General features: G+C 64.0%; 15 protein-coding genes. 6 read left to right on the top strand and 9 right to left on the bottom strand.

The annotated features are described in order from the left end of the window. Nucleotides 1-10 precede the first annotated feature (10 nt). From YU3_RS0115255 to YU3_RS0115235, 5 genes are all read right to left on the bottom strand, one after another. Complete coding sequence (locus YU3_RS0115255) at nucleotides 11-916, bottom strand: carbohydrate ABC transporter permease (protein WP_156913474.1); 906 nt, start codon at nucleotides 914-916, stop codon at nucleotides 11-13. Then, the gene (locus YU3_RS0115250; RefSeq protein WP_027167071.1) at nucleotides 913-1833 is read right to left on the bottom strand and encodes a sugar ABC transporter permease; all 921 of its coding nucleotides are present in this window, start codon (nucleotides 1831-1833) and stop codon (nucleotides 913-915) included. Before YU3_RS0115250 ends, YU3_RS0115255 begins: the two co-directional genes overlap by 4 nt. A gap of 77 nt (nucleotides 1834-1910) precedes the next feature. Beyond that, nucleotides 1911-3251 (bottom strand): extracellular solute-binding protein, encoded by a 1341-nt coding sequence (locus YU3_RS0115245; RefSeq protein WP_156913473.1) that lies wholly within the window; start codon nucleotides 3249-3251, stop codon nucleotides 1911-1913. 78 nt (nucleotides 3252-3329) lie between these two features. Continuing rightward, the gene (locus YU3_RS0115240) at nucleotides 3330-4514 is read right to left on the bottom strand and encodes an ROK family transcriptional regulator (protein ID WP_084508079.1); all 1185 of its coding nucleotides are present in this window, start codon (nucleotides 4512-4514) and stop codon (nucleotides 3330-3332) included. A gap of 504 nt (nucleotides 4515-5018) precedes the next feature. Then, nucleotides 5019-6422 carry an MATE family efflux transporter gene (locus YU3_RS0115235; RefSeq protein WP_027167068.1) on the bottom strand — a complete coding sequence of 468 codons (1404 nt, stop codon included), beginning with the start codon at nucleotides 6420-6422 and terminating at the stop codon, nucleotides 5019-5021. Nucleotides 6423-6668: 246 nt separating this feature from the next. Here YU3_RS0115235 and YU3_RS0115230 point away from each other — a divergent pair, with 246 nt between their 5' ends. The 6 genes from YU3_RS0115230 (at nucleotide 6669) to ugpC (ending at nucleotide 13049) form a co-directional block, all read left to right on the top strand. After that, nucleotides 6669-7586: an AraC family transcriptional regulator gene (locus YU3_RS0115230; RefSeq protein ID WP_036258531.1), complete on the top strand. Its 918-nt coding sequence runs from the start codon at nucleotides 6669-6671 to the stop codon at nucleotides 7584-7586. 229 nt (nucleotides 7587-7815) lie between these two features. Next, nucleotides 7816-9090 carry an extracellular solute-binding protein gene (locus YU3_RS0115225; RefSeq protein WP_027167066.1) on the top strand — a complete coding sequence of 425 codons (1275 nt, stop codon included), beginning with the start codon at nucleotides 7816-7818 and terminating at the stop codon, nucleotides 9088-9090. A gap of 109 nt (nucleotides 9091-9199) precedes the next feature. Beyond that, nucleotides 9200-10066 (top strand): sugar ABC transporter permease, encoded by an 867-nt coding sequence (locus YU3_RS0115220; protein ID WP_027167065.1) that lies wholly within the window; start codon nucleotides 9200-9202, stop codon nucleotides 10064-10066. Further along, nucleotides 10063-10890 (top strand): carbohydrate ABC transporter permease, encoded by an 828-nt coding sequence (locus tag YU3_RS0115215; RefSeq protein ID WP_245273509.1) that lies wholly within the window; start codon nucleotides 10063-10065, stop codon nucleotides 10888-10890. The genes YU3_RS0115220 and YU3_RS0115215 overlap by 4 nt, the downstream gene beginning before the upstream one ends. Before the next feature lie 14 nt (nucleotides 10891-10904). After that, on the top strand, nucleotides 10905-11951 hold the full coding sequence (locus tag YU3_RS0115210; protein ID WP_027167063.1) for an NAD(P)-dependent alcohol dehydrogenase: 1047 nt from the start codon (nucleotides 10905-10907) through the stop codon (nucleotides 11949-11951). 3 nt (nucleotides 11952-11954) lie between these two features. Beyond that, nucleotides 11955-13049, top strand: a complete 1095-nt coding sequence (gene ugpC, locus YU3_RS0115205) for a sn-glycerol-3-phosphate ABC transporter ATP-binding protein UgpC (protein WP_027167062.1) — start codon at nucleotides 11955-11957, stop codon at nucleotides 13047-13049. Here the strand turns inward: ugpC and YU3_RS0115200 are convergent. From YU3_RS0115200 to YU3_RS0115180, 4 genes are all read right to left on the bottom strand, one after another. Beyond that, nucleotides 13042-14628: an FGGY-family carbohydrate kinase gene (locus YU3_RS0115200; protein ID WP_027167061.1), complete on the bottom strand. Its 1587-nt coding sequence runs from the start codon at nucleotides 14626-14628 to the stop codon at nucleotides 13042-13044. The genes ugpC and YU3_RS0115200 overlap by 8 nt on opposite strands. Next, on the bottom strand, nucleotides 14625-15308 hold the full coding sequence (locus YU3_RS0115195; RefSeq protein ID WP_027167060.1) for an HAD-IA family hydrolase: 684 nt from the start codon (nucleotides 15306-15308) through the stop codon (nucleotides 14625-14627). The genes YU3_RS0115200 and YU3_RS0115195 overlap by 4 nt, the downstream gene beginning before the upstream one ends. Nucleotides 15309-15329: 21 nt before the next feature. Continuing rightward, entirely contained in the window at nucleotides 15330-16808 is a 1479-nt protein-coding gene (locus tag YU3_RS0115190) for a mannitol dehydrogenase family protein (RefSeq protein WP_027167059.1), read from the bottom strand. Nucleotides 16809-16972: 164 nt separating this feature from the next. Beyond that, nucleotides 16973-17743, bottom strand: coding sequence for an L-iditol 2-dehydrogenase (locus YU3_RS0115180; RefSeq protein ID WP_027167058.1), 771 nt, complete (start codon nucleotides 17741-17743; stop codon nucleotides 16973-16975). Nucleotides 17744-17752: the final 9 nt, after the last annotated feature.

The raw sequence follows: 17752 nt of genomic DNA, 5'->3' as shown, positions 1-17752 counted from the left end.
AGGCGATAGTCTATTTGATGGAGCCGGCGGTGAGGCCGCCCTGCCAGAACCGCTGCAGCAGCAGGAACACCACGATGACCGGGATGATGCTGACCAGCGCGCCGGTGATGATGATCGAGAACAGCACCTCTCCGCCGCCACCGCCCTGCTGCGCGAGCTGATACCAGGTCGCAAGGCCCACTGTGATCGGCTGGTACTCCTGCGAGCGCAGCACGATGAGCGGCAGGAAGTAATTGTTCCAGGTCCCGACGAACGAGAGCAGCGCCACGGTCACCATGCCCGGCGCCACCAGCCGCAGCACGATCGCGCGGAAGATCAAGAACTCGCCGGCGCCATCGATACGCGCTGCGTCGAGCAGTTCGTCGTCGACGCCTTGCTCGATATAGACGCGCATCAGATAGACGCCGATCGGCGAGATCATCGAGGGCAGGATCACGCCCAGCGGATTGTCGCTGAGACCCGAAAGCGCCAGCAGCAGGAAGATCGGCACGACGAGGGCCGTCTGCGGGATCATCACGGCGCCCAAGACCAGCGCGAACAGCAGATTGCGGCCGACGAATTTGAACTTGGCGAACGCATAGCCTGCCGCGGTAGCAAAGATCGCGGCACCGAGCCCGGCGACGGTCGAATAGAGCAAGCTGTTGAACATCCAGCGCATGAAGACGCCGTTATCGCGCGCCAGCAGATCGCTCAGATTCTGCCAGAGATTGAACTCGGTGCCGAAGCCGAAGCCGAACGTGGTGAAGAGGTCGCCATTCGTCTTCGTTGCCGACAGGACCAGATAGACCAGCGGCACGAAGCTGTAGAGGAGGAACACCGACAGCAGCAGCGTGAGGATGATCCGCGAGCGCCGCCGTTCGCCGGGCCGGCGCTTGGCAGCTTCGAAAGTGGCGATGTCGATGGTCGCAGTCATCATTGCTCCGGCCGACGACGGTTGGTGATCAGGGTGAAGATGTAGGAGGCACCGGCGATCACGATGCCAAGCACGAACGAGACGGCGGCCGCATAGCCATACTGCTGGTTCGAAGTCGCCAGCGAATAGGCATAGAGGTTCGGCGTGTAGCTCGAATCGATGGTGTTTCTGGCGAGCGCGCGCATCAAATACGGCTCATTGAACAGCTGCAGTGTGCCGTTGATCGAAAAGATGATGGTGAGCAGGATCGCCGGCCACAGCAGCGGCAGCTGGATCAGCCGCGCAAATTGCCAGGCCGAGGCGCCATCGATCCGCGAGGCCTCGACGAGGTCCGACGGGATCGTCTTCAGCGCGGCGTAGTAGATCACCATATTGTAGCCGACATATTCCCACGTCACGATATTGGCCAATGAGAAGATCATCGCGCCCGGCGACAGGAAGTCCGGCGGCGGCAGGTTGAACGCCTTGGCCATCTGCGTGAACGGGCCGAAGTTGGGGCCGTAGAGATAACCCCACATGATCGTCGCGATCACGCTCGGCACGGCGTAGGGGAGGAAGAAGCCGAGCCGGAAGACGCCCTTGGCATAGACCTGGCCGCGATCGAGCACGATGGCGAACAACAGCGCCAGGCCCAGCATGATCGGCACCTGCACGATGCCGAACAGAACGAGGTTCCACACGCCGCCCCAGAATTTGGCGTCGCCCGTGACCTTGATGTAGCTGGCTGCACCCGCGAATTGCCGTCCGCCCACCAGCGTGTCGCGGTAGAGGCTCATATAGAACGCATAAACCAGCGGCGCGACGATGAAGGCGATAAATAGCAGCACGAAGGGCGCCAGGAACAGATAGGGCGCGAGCTTTCGTAACGTAAAACCGCCCGGTCGCGCTGGGCGCGTCGCTGCGGCTGGCCAATTCGACATTGTCATGGTCCCCCGTGCGGCAAGATGAAGAGATCGGGCGCGCCGATCAAGCGCGCCCGGCCGTTGCCCGGGAGGACTCAGTCTACGGTGAAGCCTTGTTCCTTCGCGTAGGTGACCACGGCGTCCTGGATGCGGTCGAACGCATCCGACAGCGTGCCCTTGCCGCTGATCGAGGCGCCGAATTCATCTTCCATCGACTGATACAAGAAGTCCTGGAACGGGCTCCACTCAAAGTTGCTGACTGCGGCCGCCGATTTGGCGAACACTTTATTGACCGCCTGGCCACCGTAGAAGTCCATCTTCTGTCCGGCGAACTCGGCGCTGGTCAGCAGAGCGGTGGTGCATGGGAACAGGAACTGCTTGGTGGTGTAGAGCTTTGTGGCTTCGGCATTCGTAGTCAGCCAGATCGCGAGTTCGGCGGCCTCGGGCAGATGCTGGGTCGCTTTCATCACGGCCAGCGCTGAGCCACCCCAATTGCCGGTCGCGAACTTGCTCGCGTCCCACTGCGGCAGATCGGCGGCACGCCACTGGCCCACGCTGGTCTTGGCGACCGAGGTCAGGAACACCGGACCCCAGCCGGCGGTGAGCCAGGTGGCATAGCGGCCCGAGTCGAGGCCGGTGTACCACTCATTGTTGAACCCCGGCTTGGTCTCGATGACACCCGCGGTAATAAGGTCCTGCCAATAGGCAGCGAAGTCCTTAGAAATCTTGTCGTTGATGTTGATCGCGAGCTTGTCGCCATCGCGGCTGATCGGCTTCCAACCCATCGGCCACAGAAGACCATTGACCCAGCCGCCATTGGTGAGCAACGCGTCCGTCAGGAAGACATTGGGGTCGGCCGCATGCAGCTTCTTGGCGGCATCGGCAAATTCCGCCCAGGTCGCGGGCGGCGTGATGCCATGCTTGTCGAGAATGTCCTTGCGGTAGAGCATCGCCATCGGACCGGAATCCCATGGCATGCCGCTGACAACATCACCCTTGCCGACTTGGGTCCACGTGCCTTCGGGGAACTCCGCCTTGTGCGGGTTTGCCCACTGGCCGATATCGGCGAACGCGTCGATCTGGCGGAAGCTCTCGAGGAACTGGAATTCGATATGGACGACGTCGGGCAGGCCGCTGCCCGCCTTCAGGCCCGCACGGACCGCCTGATACTCCGGGGCGCCCTGGCCGGCATTCACGAGTTTGACCTGGATGCCCGGATGCGCGGCGTTGAACATGTCGACCTGTGTCTGGAAATCCGGCAACCAGGACCACAGAAGCAGCTTGACGGGATCGGCACCGCGAACTGCCGCCGGCAGGGCTGCAACCGCAACGCTCGCACCCGCAACTTTCAAGAAGTCACGACGCTGCATCGTCCGCCCAAGCGGATTGAAAATCTTCGTCATTGAAGTCCTCCCACGAAAGATACGCTCCCACACGATGCAGGGCGCAGTTTTTCTTTCAGTTAGAAACTTAATGCCGACATACAGTCGCTGTCAATTGCGATCGATTGATCTTCAGTCGGCCATCACGAGGCTGTCGGCAGGGTTGAGGGTCGTCGCATCGAGCACCAGACGCACCGCTCCAAGCACGATGTCGCGGTGCCCCAGCGCGCCCATCACGAGGCGCGGCGCGTCGTACACATTGCCCATGAGGCGGTGCCGCAGCACATCGAGCACCAGATCACCGCCGCCGACGACCCGGCCCGCCAGTACGATGATTTCGGGGTTCATGAAGGCAGCAACACTGCCCACCGCCATCGTCGCATAGTCGAGCAACTCAGTGACAACCGGCGCGATTTTGTCCGCCTGCCGGTCGGTGACGGCCGCCAGGGTGAGCTTTCCCGCCGCATACTGGGTGTTGGCCTCTTCGAGCATCTTGGTCGCCTGTTCGGGGATGCCGAAAAAGCGCAGCGATTGCTTGTCGCCCAGATGTTCGAACGGCCGCCCGGTGAGCAGGGGGTCATCGAGATACCAGCTGAGCTCGCCCGCCGCATGCGAGTGCCCGCCATAGAGCTTGCCGTCGATGACGACGCCCGCGCCGGCGCCGGGCCCGATCGAGAGGCTCACGACGCTGTCGGCGCCACGCCCGGCCCCGAATCCCCATTCGCCTACGGCGGCGAGGTTGCGCCCGTTTTCGACGACGATGGGCATCTGAAAATGCTCGCTGAGCCGCGCCCGCAACGGCATGTCGCGCCAGCCGAGCCCGAGCGTCAGCACCACTTCGCCCGCCGGCTGCCTGACGATCGAGGGCAGGCCAATGCCGATGCCGCGAATGGTTTGGCCGCGTGGGCGGGGAGCCGCCATCAACCGGCGGATCAGGCCGACCAGCTTCTCGAAATTGCGCTCGCCGTCATCGTCGGCGGTCTCGTGCATTTCGGTCTGCATGACGCCCTCGAGATTGGCCACGGCGCCATAGAACTCGCCCTTGCCGGCCTCGATGCCGATGATCGCATGCGCCGCGCCGCGGAACTTGATGCGTGCCCGGGGACGGCCCCGGACATTGGCCTCGTCAAACCCGTCATACGCCACCAAATCCTCGGCAATCAGATCCTCGATCACCCGCATTACCGTCGGGATGCTGATGTTCAGTCGCTCGGCGAGGCTCGAAGGTGATGCCACTCCTTCGGTGCGGATCAAATCCACCACGGCCGAACGATTGAGTCGGCGTAACAGGCTCGACGTCCTGGGCTGGCGCTTCATTCATGGACCAGTTGCAAAAGGCCGGCGGACCGGCAACGAGCGTCGGCATAGACCAGAACCGTGCCAGAGTCCGCCTTTTTCTGAAGACGCCGAACGTCAGTTGTCGCTCCGCAGTGAAAGCTACCGCGGTAGTCCGTCCAATGATTGCGGCGATCACTAGCGGGCGCCCGAGCCCTCCGGAGTCATTACGCTTACTCGTGCAAATGACTGCCACCGGTTGCTTCAATCGCTTACGAGCTCGTCCGCCTTTGGCGCGGAACTAACATCAATGACCGCTTTTGGCGCAAAGCGGTCCGCGCAACGCTGGACGCAACGGTAGGCTTCTTGCCAGTCATCCTGAAAGCTGCCAGGCCGTTAACGGCCCCATATGCGATGTTCATCTCCTCGATGGCAGGCGTCCGGAGATGGCGCTTGGGGACGTTTTGCGACGGTTCCGAAGGCGACGTCCGATGCGCCCCAATGTTGGGACACAACAACCGCCGGACCGACGGCCGCTTGTGCTTTTTAATGCCTGAACACTGGCGGCGGCGCGATGCGGTCGCGACGCAGCCAGCGCGCCAGCAGCAGTGCCGCCACCACGGCCAGTCCCGATGCCAGGCCGATCCAGATGCCGACGCCGTTCAAGCCGAAATGGAAGGCAAGCAGCACGCCGAGCGGCAGGCCGACGCCCCAATAGCCGATCGCGGCATAGATCATCGGCACCTTGGTGTCGTGCAGGCCGCGCAGCATGCCGGCGGCCACCGCCTGCGCGCCGTCGAAGATCTGGAACAGCGCCGCGAACGCCAGGAACGACACGGCAAGCGCGATCACCCTGGCATTGGCCGGGTCGGCGAGATCGATGAAAGCACTGATCAGCGCATGCGGCCACAGGATCATCACCAAGCCCATCAGCGCCATGAACGAGACGCCGATGACAAAGGCGGTCCAGCCGGCACGCGAAACACCTTCCGGATTGCCGGCGCCATGCGCCAGGCCGACGCGCACGGTTACCGCCTGGTTGAGGCCGAGCGGCACCATGAAGGAGATCGAGGCGATCTGGATGGCGATCGCATGGGCTGCCAGCGAATCCGCATCGATCAGGCCCATCAGCAGGGCCGCCGCGTTGAAGATCGTCACCTCGAAGGCGAGGATGCCGGCGATCGGCAGGCCGAGCCTGAGCAGGCCGCGGAAACGCGGCCAGTCGGAGCGCCAGAAGCGGCCGAACAGACGATAGCGGCGGAACTTCTTCTCCAGCATCACCACGGCCGCCATGCCGACGAACATCAGCGCGCTGGACAAAGTGGTGGCGAGACCCGAGCCGGCAATGCCCATCGATTTGACGCCGAGATTGCCGAACATGAACACCCAGTTGAAGAAGGCGTTGCAGGCGACCGCGACGAAAACGATGATCAGCGCCCAGCCCGGCCGCTCAAGCGCCGAGATGAAGGAGCGCAGCACAATGTAGCCATAGAAGGGCAACACGGCCCATTGCAGCCAGTGCAGGTAGATGCCAGCCTGATGCGCGAGTTCCGGCTTCTGGCCCATGGCCAAAAGCACCTCTTCGCCATGCGAGAGGAAAATCCATATCGGCAGGGAGATCAGTATCGCCAGCCACAGGCCCTGGCGCACGGTGCGGCGCAGGTCACGCACCGAATGGCGGCGGCGGCCGAGCTCGGTCGCCATCATCGGCGAGGTGGCAAGCATCAGGCCCAAGCCGAAGATCATCGGCATGAAATAGAGGTTGGAGCCGAGCGCCCCGGCGGCCAACGTATCGGGGCCCAGCCGGCCCATCATCATGACGTCGGTCGCGGTCATGGCGGTCTGACCGAGATTGGTGAGCACCATCGGCCAGGCGAGCGCGATCGTCGCCCTGATTTCCTGACGCCAAAGGTTTTCCGGCACGCAAGCGCCGGTTTCGACCGCAGACATTGTTCCGCTCTTTCAGAACACGGCGCGTCGGCCAAAGGACCGGAAGCCGCACAGCAACGGCGCGAAATGGCGCCATTTGCGTCGCCTTGTGAACGAAATGCGACATGTTGGCAAGGGAGGAGGGCCGGGTAGCGATTGATCCAGACGGAGCCGGGTTTCCTCGGCGCCTCTTTCATTTGCCGCCCTTGGGCTGCTACGGATGCCCAGGCATGTGCGGCAGCCGGCGCACCATGCCGGGAGGAATGGATGCCGTTCAGACGCAGAAAGAACACGGCCGCGATCCCGCGCACGGCGCCCGCCTTCGAGCACATCGTGACCGAGGCGAGCGACAGTTTCCTGTGGCGGCTGGACGATTATCCGTGGGAGCGCAATGTCTGGAATTTTCATCCCGAATACGAAATCCACCTGCTCAGGAAATCGTCCGGCGTCGTGCTGGTCGGCGACCATATCGGCGAATTCGGGCCGGGCTACCTGACCATCGTCGGCGGCGGCCTACCGCATGACTGGGTGACGGCGGTGCAGCCCGGCGAGCTGATCGAAGGCCGCGATATCGTGCTGCAGTTCGACCCCGAGCGGCTGCGCGGCTCGGCCGGGCTGCTGCCGGAGCTGCGTGAGCTGGAGCCGTTCCTGGAGCGCTCGCTGCGCGGCATGGTCTTCCATGGCCGCACCGCGCTCGACGGCGCCGGACTGATGGAAAGAATGGGTGAGGTGCAAGGGCTGACAAGGTTCCGCCTGTTCCTCGAACTGCTCGACCTTCTGGCTGCCACCGACGAATACGAGCTTTTGTCGTCACCTGACTTCTCTCCGCTGCTCGACGCCGAGTCACTGGACATCATCCAGCGCTCGCTGACCTATCTGTTCCAGCATTTCGCCGAAGACCTGAAGCTGCCGGACGTGGCGGCATTGGCCGGCATGAGCGAAAGCACTTTTTCGCGCTTCTTCCAGAAGAACACCGGCAATTCCTTCAGCGACCATGTCGCCAAGCTGAGGCTCTGGCAGGCCTGCAAGCTGCTCGCCGACACCGATATCGCGATCACCGACATCTGCTTCCAGGTCGGCTACATGAACATCTCGAACTTCAACCGCGCCTTCCTGCGCAAGCACAAGATGACGCCGTCGTCCTATCGCAAGCTGTCACGGCAACGGCTGACGCTGCGGGCCTGATCGGCTACTCCTGATAGCACTGATACTCGTGTGACGGGCAGACTCTACCAGTGCCGTTTTTTGCGCTGCACAATGCATAAAAGTACATGTCTGCTGCAACGGGGCTTCTAGTCTCGCTCTTCCCAACCGCTCATTTTGGCGGCGGGTGGCAGGTCACAAGGGCGACGGTGAGGATCGCCTAGCCCGAGGACCTCCGCTTCCCGCGAGCTTTCCTGGAGGAGAAAAATCAATGAAAACATATCGGCTCGCTGCCAGCCTTGGCGCAGCGTTCGTGCTTACCGCTTCCGTATCAACCGCGGCGCTGGCGCAGGCGCCGGTCTGCCCGGCGCCGGTCAAGGTGCTGGCGCAGCCGCGCGACGGGCTGACGCTTCTTGAGGATTCCAAGGACGAGTTCAAGAAGCTCTCCGGCGCCTCGTTCCAGATCGACTACCTCAACGAGAACGATCGCCGCGCCAAGTCGCGCGCCGACGCTTCCACCGTCGGCAATTACAACGTCTACTATGTCGACGAGGCCAATGTCGCGCTGTTCGCCTCCTCGGGCTGGATCGCGCCGCTGACCGATTATTATCCTGCTGAATACGATTTCGCCGATTTCGATCCGGGCCGCCAGAAGGTCGCCACCTACGACGGCAAGGTCTGGTTCGCGCCGCTGACCGGCGGCGGCGACCTCATGGTCTACCGCAAGGACGTGCTGGAGGCCGCCGGCATCCAGCCGCCGAAGACGCTGGAAGAGCTGGTCGCCGACGTGGCGAAGCTGAACGACCCCGACAAGGGCATGTACGGCATCGCGCTGCGCGGCGCGCGCGGCTCGGGCGCCAATGTCTGGCGCTGGATGCCGTTCTTCAAGGCCTATGGCGGCAAGTGGTTCGACGGCGACAAGCCGGCTTTCAATTCGGATGCCGCCGTGAAGGCGACGGAAACCTATCTGAAGCTGTTCAAGGACTCGGCCCCGGGCACGCAGACCGGAAGCTGGGATGAATCGACCGGCGCCTTCCTCTCCGGCCAGGTCGCCATCCTGGTCGAATCGACGCCGCTGTCGGGCATGGCGGTCGATCCCAAGACCTCGCAGGTGGTCGGCAAGGTCGGCTTCCTGCCGCCGCCCTCGCCGCTGCCGGGCGGCGGCTACGGTCATGGGCTGGCCATCGGCACCAAGGCCAATGCGGACGACGCCTCGAAGAAGTGCGCCGGCCTGTTCATCGCCTGGGCGACCTCGAAGGAGAACGAGAAGCGCCGGCTCGACGCGCACCAGTTCGGCGAGCTCAACCGCACCAGCATCCTGTCCAGCAAGGAATTCGCCGACATCTACGGCGCCGATCTCGGCAAGGCGCTGGCCGATACCGGCAAAGTGACGGCGGTGAACTTCTGGCAGGATCCGCGCTGGCCCGATCTCGGCGACCGTTGGGGCATCATCCTCGAGGAGCTGGTGACCGGCACGCGCACCGACGTCAAAGGCGGTCTCAACGAGCTTGAGGCCTACGCCAACGAACTGGTGAAGAAGAAGTAATCCTCCCGCCCGTGGCGCGCGGCCCGCGGCACTCGTCGGAGTGCCGGGGCCTGCGCGCCACGGGTCCCCGCCAGCGACCCGAATGCATCCGCTATATCGAGGATAGGCAATGCGCCGACGCTCTTCCCTGCCGGTCACATTTCTCGTTCCCACCCTCGCCATCCTCCTGGTGCTGTCGATGGTGCCGACGCTCTATGCCATCGTCATCGCGCTGCAGAACCGCGAATTGAGCATGACCGGCTATTCCTGGGTCTGGTTCTCGAACTTCGCCGACCTCTTCCTCGACCGCCGTTTCCTCAACGCCGTCTGGGTTTCGGTGAAATGGGAGATCGTCACCGTCGTGGCGACGATGGCGGTGGCGATCGGGCTCGGCGTGCTGATGTTCGAGGCCGCCTCGCCGCGCCTGCGCAATTTTTACTGCCTGCTGTTCATCATCCCGGTGCTGTTGCCGCGCGTATCGGCGGCCTTCGTATGGAAGTTCGCCTATCATCCGCTCTACGGCATCGCCACCTATCCCTACCGGCTCGTCACCGGCGGACTGATCTTCGATCCGCTGTCCAAGCCCGCGACGGCCCTGTTTGCCGTGGCGTCGGTGGATGTCTGGCAATGGGGGCTGTTCTTCGCCGTCATCGTGCTGAAGCTCCTCGAGACATTGCCGCCGCAGCCGATCGAGGCGGCGCGGCTCGACCACGCCAAGCGCTGGCAGATCCACGCCTATGTCACCCTGCCGATGCTGAAAGCGCCGCTGATCAGCCTGATGTTCGTCAAGATGATCGAATCGCTGCGCTCCTTCGACCTGATCTATGTGATGACGCGCGGCGGGCCCGGCGTGGCGACCGAGACGCTCGACATGTATGCCTTCTCGCAAGGCTTCATCGAGTCCGGCAAGGTCTCCTACGCTTCGGCAATGGCGGTGCTGATGATGATCGCGACGGTCATCACCTTCACCATGCTGTGGAAGCGGGTGCAGGCATGAAGCTGTATCCGATAAGACTGGGCCGCCTGATCGCCAAGGTCATCCTGGCGCTGGCCGGATTCCTGGCCGTGTTCCCGCTGCTCTGGACGGCGCTCAACGCGCTGAAGAACAATGTCGACATCATCACCCGCGTGCCGAAGGTGATATTCACGCCGACGCTCGCCAATATCGGCTACATCCTCGGCCGCGACAGCGTGCTGACCGGGCTCTACAATTCGGTCGTCGCCTGCGGCTCGGCGGTGCTGATCGGCGTCGCGCTCGGCCTGCCGGCAGCCTATGCGGTGGCGCGCTATCCCAACCGCTTCGCCGGCGATATCCAGTTCTTCGTGCTGTCGCTGCGCTTCCTGCCGCCGGTGGCGGTCGCCATTCCGCTGATGGTGATCTGGCTGCAGGTCGGGCTCTACGACACTTTGCCGGCTTTGATCGTCACCTACTCGCTGCTCACCATCTCGGTGATCATGTGGCTCGCCATCCCGGCGTTCCAGGGCGTGCCGAAGGAGATCGAGGAAGCGGCCTTCGTCGACGGCTACGGCGCCTATTCGGTGTTCTGGCGGATCGCGCTGCCGGTCGCGGCACGCTCGCTCGCCGGCGCCATCGCCTTCAGCTTCGTGCTGGTCTGGAACGAGTTCCTGATCGCGCTGATGCTGTCGAGCTCCAACGCCAAGACCCTGCCGATCGTCGCTTCCGAGCTGTCGCAGCAAGGCATGAACGTACCCTGGGGCATCCTCAATGCCTCGGTCGTGCTCTTGTCGCTGCCGCCGCTGCTGTTCCTCGGGATTTTGAGCGGCTTCCTGAATTCCGTTTTCCGGCAAAAGAAAAGTTGATGCGAGGATATCCGATGCGGGCACTGGTGCTTGAAAAAAAAGGCGAACTGTCGCTGCGCGAGATCGCGCTGCCGCTCGATGTCGGGCCGGACGATGTCAGGATCGCCATCCACACCGTCGGCGTCTGCGGCAGCGACGTGCATTACTACACGCATGGCGCCATCGGCAGCTATATCGTGCGGGCGCCGATGGTGCTCGGCCATGAGGCGTCAGGCACGATCGTCGAGGTCGGCGCCAATGTCACCAGCCTGAAGATCGGCGACCGCGTCTGCATGGAACCCGGCGTGCCGAACCTGGCGTCGCGCGCGACGAAGCTCGGCATCTACAATGTCGACCCGGACGTCCGCTTCTGGGCAACGCCGCCGGTGCATGGGGTGCTCGCTCCTCAAGCCGTTCATCCTGCGGCCTTCACCTACAAGCTGCCGGACAATGTCTCCTTCGCCGAGGGCGCGATGGTCGAGCCCTTCGCCATCGGCATGCAGGCGGCGGCGCGGGCCCGCATCGTGCCCGGCGACGTCGCCGTCGTCGTCGGCTGCGGCCCGATCGGCATCATGATCGCCTTGGCCGCGCTGGCGGGCGGCTGCGCGAAAGTGCTGATCTCCGATTTCTCCGCGCCCAAGCTGGAGATCGCCGCCCAGTATCCCGGCATCGTGCCGGTCAATATCGGCGAGCAGTCGCTGGTCGATGCAGTGCGGACCACGACCGACAATTGGGGCGCCGATATCGTGTTCGAGGCGAGCGGCAGCCCGAAGGCCTTCGCCAATCTGTTCGACATCGTGCGGCCGGGCGGCGCGGTGGTGCTGGTCGGGCTGCCGGTCGAGGCAGTCGAGCTCAATGTGCCCGCGGCGATCTCCAAGGAAGTGCGCATCGAGACCGTGTTCCGCTATGCCAACATCTTCGACCGCGCCCTGCAGCTCATCGCCTCGGGCAAGGTCGACCTCAAGCCGCTGATCACCGGCACCTACGATTTTTCCGAAAGCATCCAGGCGTTCGAGCGCGCCGCCGAGGGCAAGCCGCAGGACGTCAAGCTGCAGATCCTGCTTACCGGCGAGAAGGGATAAGGGATGTCCGCGATCGTTTGCTCGCATGTCGACAAGGCCTATGGCGCCACCACCGTCATCCGCGACCTCAACCTCTCGATCGAGGAGCACGAATTCGTCGTGTTCCTCGGCCCGTCCGGCTGCGGCAAGTCCACTCTGCTCAGGATGCTGGCGGGGCTGGAGGACATCAGCGGCGGCGAGGTGTCGATCGGCGGCAAGGTGGTGAACGATCTCGACCCGGGCGACCGAGGCATCGCCATGGTGTTCCAGAATTACGCGCTCTATCCGCATATGACCATCTTCGACAACATCGCCTTTGGGCTGAAGCGGCAGAAGGTGCCGGCGGCCGAGATCAAGAAGCGGGTCGAGGCGGTCTCCAGGACACTCGGGCTGGAGCCCTATCTCGGCCGTAAGCCGACCGAGCTTTCCGGCGGCCAGCAACAGCGCGTGGCGATCGCGCGCGCCATGATCAAGACGCCGAAAGTGTTCCTGTTCGACGAGCCGCTGTCCAACCTCGACGCGAAGCTGCGCAACCACATGCGCGTCGAGATCGCCAGGCTGCACCAGTCGCTGAAGACGACGACCGTCTACGTCACGCACGACCAGCTCGAAGCGATGACGCTCGCCGACCGCATCGTGCTTTTGAAGGACGGCGTGATCGAGCAGATCGGCTCGCCGGCGGAAATCTATCGCCGTCCCGGTAATTTGTTTGTAGCCGGCTTCATCGGCACGCCGAACATGAACTTTATCGAAGTCACGGTCGGCCGAGCCGAGAGGGGGTGGTCGCTGAACGGTGTCGGAACGGTCCTTTCGATCGAGGGCCAGGGATTCCATCTGCAGCACGGTGAGCGCGCAGTGCTCGGCATCCGGCCTCCGGACCTAAAGACGGCAAGTCGCGATGCGGGCGGCAATCTGCTGCTCGGCACGGCGGATCTTATCGAGTTCCACGGCAATGATGCGCTGGTGACGTTCGGCTCGGGCGGCAAGGAGATCAGCGCGCTGGTGCCGGCGCGCGAATGTCCGGAGTTGCGCGCGCCTGTCCGCTATACGTTCGACGAGGAAAGCATCCATTTGTTCGACGCGGAGACCGGCGCGTCGCTGCGCAAACAAGTTAATTGATCGCGTCGAGCGCCTGCCGTTGGCGGTGCATTTCGAGGAAGATCCGGTAGTCGCGGTCGAAGCGGGCGCCGGCGGCCTTGTTGGGCGCGCGCGTCCTGCCGCCCTGCTGCATGGCGACACAGGCCGCGTTGAGATCGCCATAGAGACCGGCGGCGGTCGCCGCCACCATGCCGGTGCCGAGCAGCACGGCCTCGTCGGCCAGCGGCTCGACCACCGTGCAGCCGGTGGCGTCGGCATAGAGCTCCATCAGCAGCGGGTTCTTGGTATGGCCGCCGGTGACATGCAGCGTGTCGATCAGATAGCCGTTCTCGTTCAGCGCCTCGAGCACATGGCGCACGCCGAGCGCGATGCCGACGGCGGTACGCCAGTATAGCTTGCACAGGCTGTCGAAGGAGGAATCGAGCGTCAGCCCGCTGATGACGCCGACCGCATGCGGATCGGCGAGCGGCGAACGGTTGCCGTGGAAATCCGGCAGCACATGCAGCCGCGCCGCCAGCGCATCGCCGTCCTCGGCGCGCAGCTCGGCAACGCGCCTGGCGATCTTCATATGCATGGCCGCGTCCGGCTCACCACCGGCGCCATGCCAGCGGATGATGTGGTCGAGCAGCGCGCCGGTGGCCGACTGGCCGCCTTCCGACAGCCACAGCGTCGGCAACGCCGCCCCGTAGTAGGGGCCCCAGACGCCGGCAAAGGGCTGCGGGTCGAGCGACATCGCCATGACACAGGACGATGTGCCGGCAATCAGCGCCAGATGCCGGCTGATGTTCTTCTCGTCGCCGGCAAAGCCGCCCAGAACGCCGAGCGCGCCGGCATAGGCGTCGATGACCCCGGCGCCGACGCGGCATTTTTCGGTCAGGCCAAGTTCGGCCGCGGCCCCAGCCGTCAGCGGACCGATATCGGCACCGACCGGACTTGCCTTTTCCGGCAGATTGCCATGCTCGAACAGATCGCCGAGGCCGACGAGCTCGAAGAAATCGCGCCGCCAGCTTCTTTCCTCATGCGCGAGATAGGTCCATTTTGCCGTCAGCGTGCATTGCGAGCGGGCAAGCGAGCCTGATGCCTTCCAGGTCAGGAAATCGGCGAGGTCGAATAGATAGCCGGCTTCATTCCATGTCTTCGGCAGGTGACGCTTCAGCCACATCAGCTTCGGCGTTTCCATCTCCGGCGACATCACGCCGCCGATGTAATCGAGCACGGCGTGGCCGCTCGTCGTGCACTCATCGGCCTCGGCAATGGCGCGATGATCGAGCCAAACCATCGTGTCCCAGCGCTTCTCGCCGGTGACCGAGACGCTGAGCTGGCCGCCCTGCCTGTCGCGCGCGACCAGCGAGCAGGTGGCGTCGAAAGAGATGCCGGCGACGTCTGTGGCGGCGACGCCGGATTTCTGGAGAGCGTCCCGCACGGATTTGCACACCGCCGACCAGATATCTTCCGAATCGTGCTCGGCGTGATCGGGCTTGGGCTGATGCATGGCGATCGGATGATCGGCGCGGCCGAGCAGGTTGCCTTCGGAGTCGAGAATGCCCGCGCGAGCGCTCCCGGTGCCGACATCGACCGCGCAAACAAAGCTTTTCGTCAAGATGCTTTTACTCTCGCTCCCAGGCCTGCAATCAGATCGGGCAATTGCAGCATGTCAGCGAATATAAAGTCCGGCTCCGTCGACGCAAGCCGCGCCTTGAGGGCGGGGTTGGACGCATGCGAGCCACCGGCGAAAGCAAAGACGCGCATGCCCGCCGCGCGGGCGGCGGCGATGCCGGCGGGACTGTCCTCGATCACCAGGCAATCGCGCGGATGCGCCCGCATGCTGGCGGCGGCATGGAGGAAAAGGTCGGGGGCCGGCTTGCCACGCTTGACCATCGTGGCGCTGAAGAGATGCGGTTCGAGCAGCGGGAGCAGGCCCGTGACGTCGAGGGCGTAGCGGATGCGTTCCAGTGTGCCGGACGAGGCGACGCAGCAGGGCCGGCCGAGCTTCGGCAACACTTCCTTGACGCCGGCGATCGGCTTCAACTCCTCGCGGAATTTGCGCATCAGGTCGACGCGCATGGCGGTCAGGTGCCGGTCGCTGATCTCGACCCCGAAATCGCGGCCGAGGATCTCGCGCACGCTCTTCATGCTCTTGCCGAGGAAATGCTCGTAGGCGGCGTCCTCCGAGACGGTGCCGCCGGCGAGCTCGATCATGCCGAGCAGCGCCGAGACCGAAAGCGCCTCGCTGTCGACCAACACGCCGTCACAGTCGAAGATGACCAGCTCAGGCGTCATCGCGGCATGCTTCCGGTGTTTTTAGAGCTTGCCAGCGAGATAGCGCGTCAGGGTTTCGCGCGCGCCGTTCGCCCACAGGACCTTCAAGGCATGGGTGAAGGCCTCGGCGAAGACGGGCGAGCGGCCGACATCGCCATAGATGTCCTCCATCGCCAGCCAGGCCTTCGGGTCGTCCTTGGCCGCCTTCGCGGTCGCCTGCATGCGGTCCCAGCTCGGATCGTTCGGCTCGATGATGGCGCCGCTGTCAGTGGTGCCGAAGCAGTAGCGGCACCACAGGGCCGATTCCAGCGCGAGACCGGCAACGCCCTTGCCCGCCTTCAGCCGGTCGGCAATCGTCGGGATGATGAATTTCGGCTGGCGGTTGGAGCCGTCGAGGCAAAGCCGGCGGATGGTGTCGCCGATCTTCGGGTTGGAGAAGCGGCGCTCGATGAGCTGGTAATACTCCTCCAGGTCGGTGTCCGGCACGGGCGGCACGGTCGGGATGATCTCGTCATGCTCGAGCTTGGCAAGGAAGGCGCGCACCAGCGGCTCCTGCATGCCTTCATGGACGAAATGGATGTCCATCAGCCCGGCCGGATAGGCGATGGTGGCGTGGCCGCCATTGAGGATGCGGATCTTCATCAGCTCGTAAGGCGAGACATCCTTGACGAACTGCACGCCGACCTTCTCCAGCGCCGGGCGGCCAGCGGTGAAGTGATCTTCCAGCACCCATTGCTTGAACGGCTCGCAGAATACCGGCCAATTGTCCTCCAGGCCGAAATCGTCGGCCAGGATTTTTCGCTCGCGGTCGGTGGTGGCGGGCGTGATGCGGTCGACCATCCCGTTCGGGAACGCGACCTTGTCCTCCACCCATTTGGCAAGGTCCTCGTCGATCAGCCGGGCGAGGCCGATGACGCCGTCGGAAGTGACATGGCCATTGTGGGGGATGTTGTCGCAGGACATGACGGTGAACGGCACGATGCCGTCGGCGCGCCGGCGCAGCAGCCCGGCGAGGATGATGCCGAAGACGGTTTTCGGTACCGCGCCAGCTTGCGCATCGGCGACGATGTCGGGATGGGCCGGGTTGAACTTGCCGGAAGCCGGATCGATGAAATAGCCGCCTTCGGTGATGGTCAACGACACGATCTTGATTGCCGGGTCGGCAAGCCGCGCAATGGTCGCGGCCGCGTCGCCGGGCGTCAGGAAATCGATCATCGCGCCGGTGACGCGGGCGCTCATATGGCCCTGGTCCTGCTCCACGACCGTGGTCAGCCAATCCTGCTCTTCGAGCTTGGCGCGGCCGATCTTCTCGCCTTCGAACACGCCGGCGCCGATCAGCGCCCAGTCATGGCCCTCGCCGGCGCCGAACAGGTCGTCGAGATAGACTGCCTGATGCGAGCGGTGGAAGTTGCCGACGCCGAAATGGACGATGCCTGCCTTCAAGGCGGAGCGGTCATATTTCGGACCGGCGACCTTGGCCGGCAGCCTGGCGAGGTTCGAGGACGAGAGTTTCACGGTCATCTCATTTTACCCTTTGGCCGATCTGCAGCCCGACTGTTTCCGCCTCCTTCGGGAGAGCGAGGATGAGGGGCAGCACCTGGTGTTCCAGTATGCTGCCCCCCACCTGCCTCGCGGCGTCTTCTCCGGAGGAAAGAGAGAAGCGCCTCCCCCTCAACCCATCTCCGTCAACTCATCCATTGGCCGCCATCGACATTGTAGGTCTGGGCGACAATGTATTCGGCCTCGTCGCTGGCGAGGAAGACCGCCATGCCGGCGAGGTCCTCCGGCTTGCCCATGCGGCCGTAGGGAACGCCTTCGCCGACCAGCCGTTTCTTCTCGCCTTTCGGCCGGTTCTCATATTTGGCGAACAGCGCGTCGACCTGGTCCCACATGTCGCTGTCGACGACGCCCGGCGCGATGCCGTTGACGTTGATACGGTGCTTGATGAGATCGAGCCCCGCCGACTGGGTGAGCGAGATGACGGCCGCCTTGGTGGCGCAATAGACCGCGACCAGCGGCTCGCCGCGCCGGCCCGCCTGGCTCGCCATGTTGATGATCCTGCCGCCCTTGCCACGCGCAATCATCGAGCGGGCGGCGGCCTGCAACATGAACAGCGTGCCGGCGACATTGACGGAGAACAGCTTTTCGTAGCTCGCCCGGCTGATCTCGACGATCGGCGCCAGGTCGAAGATCGCCGCGTTGTTGACCAGTACATCAAGGCCGCCGGCCTTTGCCTCGACCGCCTTCACCGCCGCCTCGATCGAGGATTGGTCGGTGACGTCGAGCTGGACCGCGTAAGCCGCAGAACCGATCGCCTTGGCCGTCGTTTGCGCCGCTTCGAGGTCGATGTCGGCAATCGCCACCGTCGCGCCTTCGCGCGCATAGGCTTCGGCGAAGGCCTTGCCGATGCCGCGCGCCGACCCGGTGATCAGCGCCGATTTGCCTTTCAACCTCACTGTTCCATC

It is taken from the genome of Mesorhizobium sp. WSM3224 (assembly GCF_000427725.1).
GTDB lineage: Bacteria > Pseudomonadota > Alphaproteobacteria > Rhizobiales > Rhizobiaceae > Mesorhizobium.
Note: the sequence above shows the minus strand (reverse complement) of the source record. Positions and strands in the feature narration are given on the sequence as shown.

Excerpts from the sequence above, each read along its gene's own strand:
- YU3_RS0115240 (WP_084508079.1), bottom strand. The coding sequence starts at position 4,514 with ATGAAGCGCCAGCCCAGGACGTCGAGCCTGTTACGCCGACTCAATCGT.
- YU3_RS0115255 (WP_156913474.1), bottom strand. The coding sequence starts at position 916 with ATGATGACTGCGACCATCGACATCGCCACTTTCGAAGCTGCCAAGCGC.
- YU3_RS0115215 (WP_245273509.1), top strand. The coding sequence starts at position 10,063 with ATGAAGCTGTATCCGATAAGACTGGGCCGCCTGATCGCCAAGGTCATC.
- YU3_RS0115190 (WP_027167059.1), bottom strand. The coding sequence starts at position 16,808 with ATGACCGTGAAACTCTCGTCCTCGAACCTCGCCAGGCTGCCGGCCAAG.
- YU3_RS0115230 (WP_036258531.1), top strand. The coding sequence starts at position 6,669 with ATGCCGTTCAGACGCAGAAAGAACACGGCCGCGATCCCGCGCACGGCG.
- YU3_RS0115235 (WP_027167068.1), bottom strand. The coding sequence starts at position 6,422 with ATGTCTGCGGTCGAAACCGGCGCTTGCGTGCCGGAAAACCTTTGGCGT.
- YU3_RS0115220 (WP_027167065.1), top strand. The coding sequence starts at position 9,200 with ATGCGCCGACGCTCTTCCCTGCCGGTCACATTTCTCGTTCCCACCCTC.
- ugpC (WP_027167062.1), top strand. The coding sequence starts at position 11,955 with ATGTCCGCGATCGTTTGCTCGCATGTCGACAAGGCCTATGGCGCCACC.
- YU3_RS0115250 (WP_027167071.1), bottom strand. The coding sequence starts at position 1,833 with ATGTCGAATTGGCCAGCCGCAGCGACGCGCCCAGCGCGACCGGGCGGT.
- YU3_RS0115225 (WP_027167066.1), top strand. The coding sequence starts at position 7,816 with ATGAAAACATATCGGCTCGCTGCCAGCCTTGGCGCAGCGTTCGTGCTT.
- YU3_RS0115210 (WP_027167063.1), top strand. The coding sequence starts at position 10,905 with ATGCGGGCACTGGTGCTTGAAAAAAAAGGCGAACTGTCGCTGCGCGAG.
- YU3_RS0115195 (WP_027167060.1), bottom strand. The coding sequence starts at position 15,308 with ATGACGCCTGAGCTGGTCATCTTCGACTGTGACGGCGTGTTGGTCGAC.